The organism is Chromobacterium sp. CCUG 76385 (genome assembly GCF_059916625.1).
The window spans coordinates 23,208-26,491 of record NZ_JAUCGU010000047.1 but is presented as its reverse complement, the minus strand read 5'-3'; the positions used below and the strand labels follow the sequence as shown (position 1 = coordinate 26,491).

The following is a 3,284-nucleotide window of genomic DNA, read 5'->3' as shown; positions in this document are numbered from 1 at the left end:
TTCGCTGCGTCAGCTGAGGAGGCGAACTATACGCCCGGGCCTGCGCCTCGTCAACACCTTTTGCGAGAAAAAGTGAGATTTCTTCGCCACAGCCCTGCAAGCCGCTGATTTGAAAGAAAACAGCAATGAAAGAATTTTGAATCCATGCGCGATGACACCTCGCACCCCGACTCCAAGACCCGCTCAAAAAGGGCGAAAACAAAGAAAAACCGGTTCGAATTCTGGATTCGAACCGGTTTAATTGATTCCTTTAATATAGATAGCTAGCGATCATTCCTCGCCGGTGCGCCGTTTGCTGGCTCCACGCTTGCGCGCTGTCGGTTGCGCTGGCGTCTCGGCTTGAGGCGGCTGACCGCGGCGTCCTTGCGGGCGACGCGGCGCGGGCTTGTCCTGGCCCGGCGACTCACTCGGCGGCGCCGAGGGGTCCGGCTTCGCGCCTGCCGGCGGCGTGGCCGCAACCGGCTTGACGGGGCGGCTCCGTCCTTGCGACGGCGTGCGCGCGCTTGGCTGCTTCGGCCCTGCTTGCGGCTTGCCAGCTGGAGACTTAGCTCCCGCCTGCCTATTGGACGCCTGTCCAGAAGATTTGACGGGCGCAGCCGGCGAAGCCGCAGGCTCGGTTGCAGGCTTCACTTGCGAAGCAGCCGGTTTGGCTGCCGTTGCGGACTCAGGCTTGTCTGCGCCGCGTCGACCAGAGGCCGGCTGAGGAGGCGGCACAGCTTGCTTGCTCGCAACCGCTGGCGCAGATGGCTGCTTGGCCGAACGCCTGCGCCCCTGCGGCGCCGCCGGCAAACCAGCAGGCTTGCTCACCGGCTCGACCGGCGCAGCCGTTTCCGGACTGGCCGACATGGACGGCGCGAGGCCGCCCTTCGCCGCGCCAGCGGGTTGACCGCCGCGACGACGCCGGCTTGGCTTGGTCGATCCGCCCCCCTCCGATGCGCCGCCAGCAGGCGACTGCTCATCCCTGACCAATGCAAACTCCACCTGGGCGTTTTCCAGGTTGGCGCTCATGACCTTGACGGTCAGCGTATCGCCCAAGCGGTACTGAACCCCGCTTTTCTCGCCAATGATGGCCTGCAACTCCTTCTTGAAGTGGAAGTAGTCTTTGCCTAGCTCGGAGATATGCACCAAACCTTCTACATATACGTTGTCCAGCAACACGAATACGCCGAAACTGGTGACCGCGCTGATCTTGCCTTGGAACACTTCGCCGATCTTGTCGCGCATATAGTAGGTTTTCAGCCAAGACTCTACGTCGCGGCTGGCATCGTCGGCGCGGCGCTCGGTCATCGAGCAATGCACGCCCAAAGCTGCCCACTTGCCGGGCTTGTACTTTTCCCCCTTCAATACCGCCTTGATCGCGCGGTGCACCAGCAGGTCTGGATAGCGCCGGATCGGCGAAGTGAAATGGGTGTAAGCCTCATAGGCCAAGCCGAAGTGGCCGGCATTGTCCGGGGTGTATACCGCCTGCTGCATGGAGCGCAGCAGCATGGTTTGCAGCACCGGCGCATCCGGGCGGCCATGAATCTGCTCCGCCAGCTTGCCGTAATCCTTGGCGCTGGGCTTATCGCCGCCGCCCAGCGTCAGGCTGACCAGACGCAGGTAGTTGCGCAGATTTTCCAGCTTTTCGTCGGTTGGGCCTTCGTGCACGCGGTATAGCGCCTTGTGGCCGTTTTTCTGCAGGAAATCGGCCGAGCAGACATTGGCCGCCAGCATGCATTCCTCGATCAGGCGATGCGCGTCATTGCGCACCACCGGCACGATGCGCTCGATCTTGCCCTTGTCGTTGAAGATCATCTGCGTTTCGATCGAATCGAACTCGATGGCGCCGCGCTTGCCGCGCGCAGTCAGCAGAATCTTGAACAGCGCATAGAGATCCTGCACATGCGGCAGCATCGGATGATCCGTGCCGTTCTGCAGCCAATCCCATACCTGGTTGTAAGTAAGGCGAGCCTTGGACTGCATCACCGCCGGATAGAATTTGTACTTCTTCACGTCGCCCTTGGCGTTGATCTGCATATCGCAGACCATGCACATGCGCTCGACGTCCGGATTCAGCGAACAGATGCCGTTGGACAAGGCCTCCGGCAGCATTGGAATCACCCGGCGCGGGAAGTAAACCGAGGTGCCGCGGGTCAGCGCTTCGCGATCCAGCGCGTCGCCAGGCTGGACATAGAAGCTGACGTCGGCGATGGCCACCACCAGGCGGAAGCCCTTGCCTTGCTTTTCCGCATACACCGCATCGTCGAAGTCGCGCGCCGTTTCGCCGTCTATCGTCACCAGCGGCAGATCGCGCAGATCGACTCTATCCTTGGTCCAGTCTTTTTTGCGCACTTTCTTCGGCGTGGCCTTGGCTTGCTCCAGCGCGTCGTCCGGGAAGCGATGCGGCAAATCGTGCTTGCGCAAGGCGATCTCGATTTCCATGCCCGGATCAGCGTAGTTGCCCAGCACTTCTGCCACCCTACCGACCGGCTGATGATAGGCATCCGGCTGCCGCAGGATATCCACCATCACCACCTGGCCATCCTGCGCGCCGCCGTCGCCGCCCGGCTCGATCAGCACGTCGTGGTTGATGCGCCTGTCTTCCGGCCTCACTACCCACACGCCGCGCTCATGCTGGATGCGACCGACCAACTTGGTCACCGCATGCTCCAGCACCTCGACAATCTTGCCCTCTTGCCGGCCGCGACGATCCAGGCCCGACGGCCGCACCATCACGCGGTCGCCATGCATTACCTTCTTCATTTCCCGCTCTGGCAGGAAGATATCATTGCCCCTGCCTTCGCCCTCGTCCGGGATGGCGAAGCCGAAGCCATCGCGGTGACCGGATACTTTGCAGCGGATCAGATCGAGCTTCTGGGCGACGCACACCGCGCCCTTGCGGTTGATGAGGATTTCGCCATCGCGCCCCATGGCGCGCAGGCGGCGTTCAAAAAAAGCCTGCTCGTCGCCGAGAATCGACAGCATCTGCGCCAATTCATCCGGAAACAGCGGCACCCCCTGCTCGGCGAGAATCTGCATGATGAACTCTCGGCTAGGCAAGGGATTGGAGTATTTAAGTTTTTCCCGTTCCAGGAAGGGGTCCTGGTCTCTCAGGGAAAGTTTTTTTTGTTTTTTTTGCGATTGAGCCATTGACACCCTCGAGGTTATGTTTATAATTCGCATCTCGTTGCAGCGATGCAACAAATGATACAGCAAAGCGACGCCCAGGTGGCGGAATTGGTAGACGCACTAGGTTCAGGTCCTAGCGCCCGCAAGGGTGTGGAAGTTCGAGTCTTCTCTTGGGC

The 3,284-nt window shown here is 60.9% G+C and carries 1 protein-coding gene and 1 tRNA gene; one reads left to right on the top strand and one right to left on the bottom strand.

The window, feature by feature from the left end:
- Positions 1–270 precede the first annotated feature (270 nt).
- Positions 271–3,129 carry a ribonuclease R gene (rnr, locus tag QUG01_RS19070; protein ID WP_500831466.1) on the bottom strand — a complete coding sequence of 953 codons (2,859 nt, stop codon included), beginning with the start codon at positions 3,127–3,129 and terminating at the stop codon, positions 271–273.
- A 72-nt stretch (positions 3,130–3,201) separates the two neighbouring features.
- On the opposite strand from rnr, the gene QUG01_RS19065 reads away from it, so the two are divergent.
- Positions 3,202–3,284: transfer RNA gene (locus tag QUG01_RS19065), tRNA-Leu, on the top strand.

Coding starts and splice junctions, on each gene's coding strand:
- rnr (WP_500831466.1), bottom strand. CDS start 3,129: ATGGCTCAATCGCAAAAAAAACAAAAAAAACTTTCCCTGAGAGACCAG.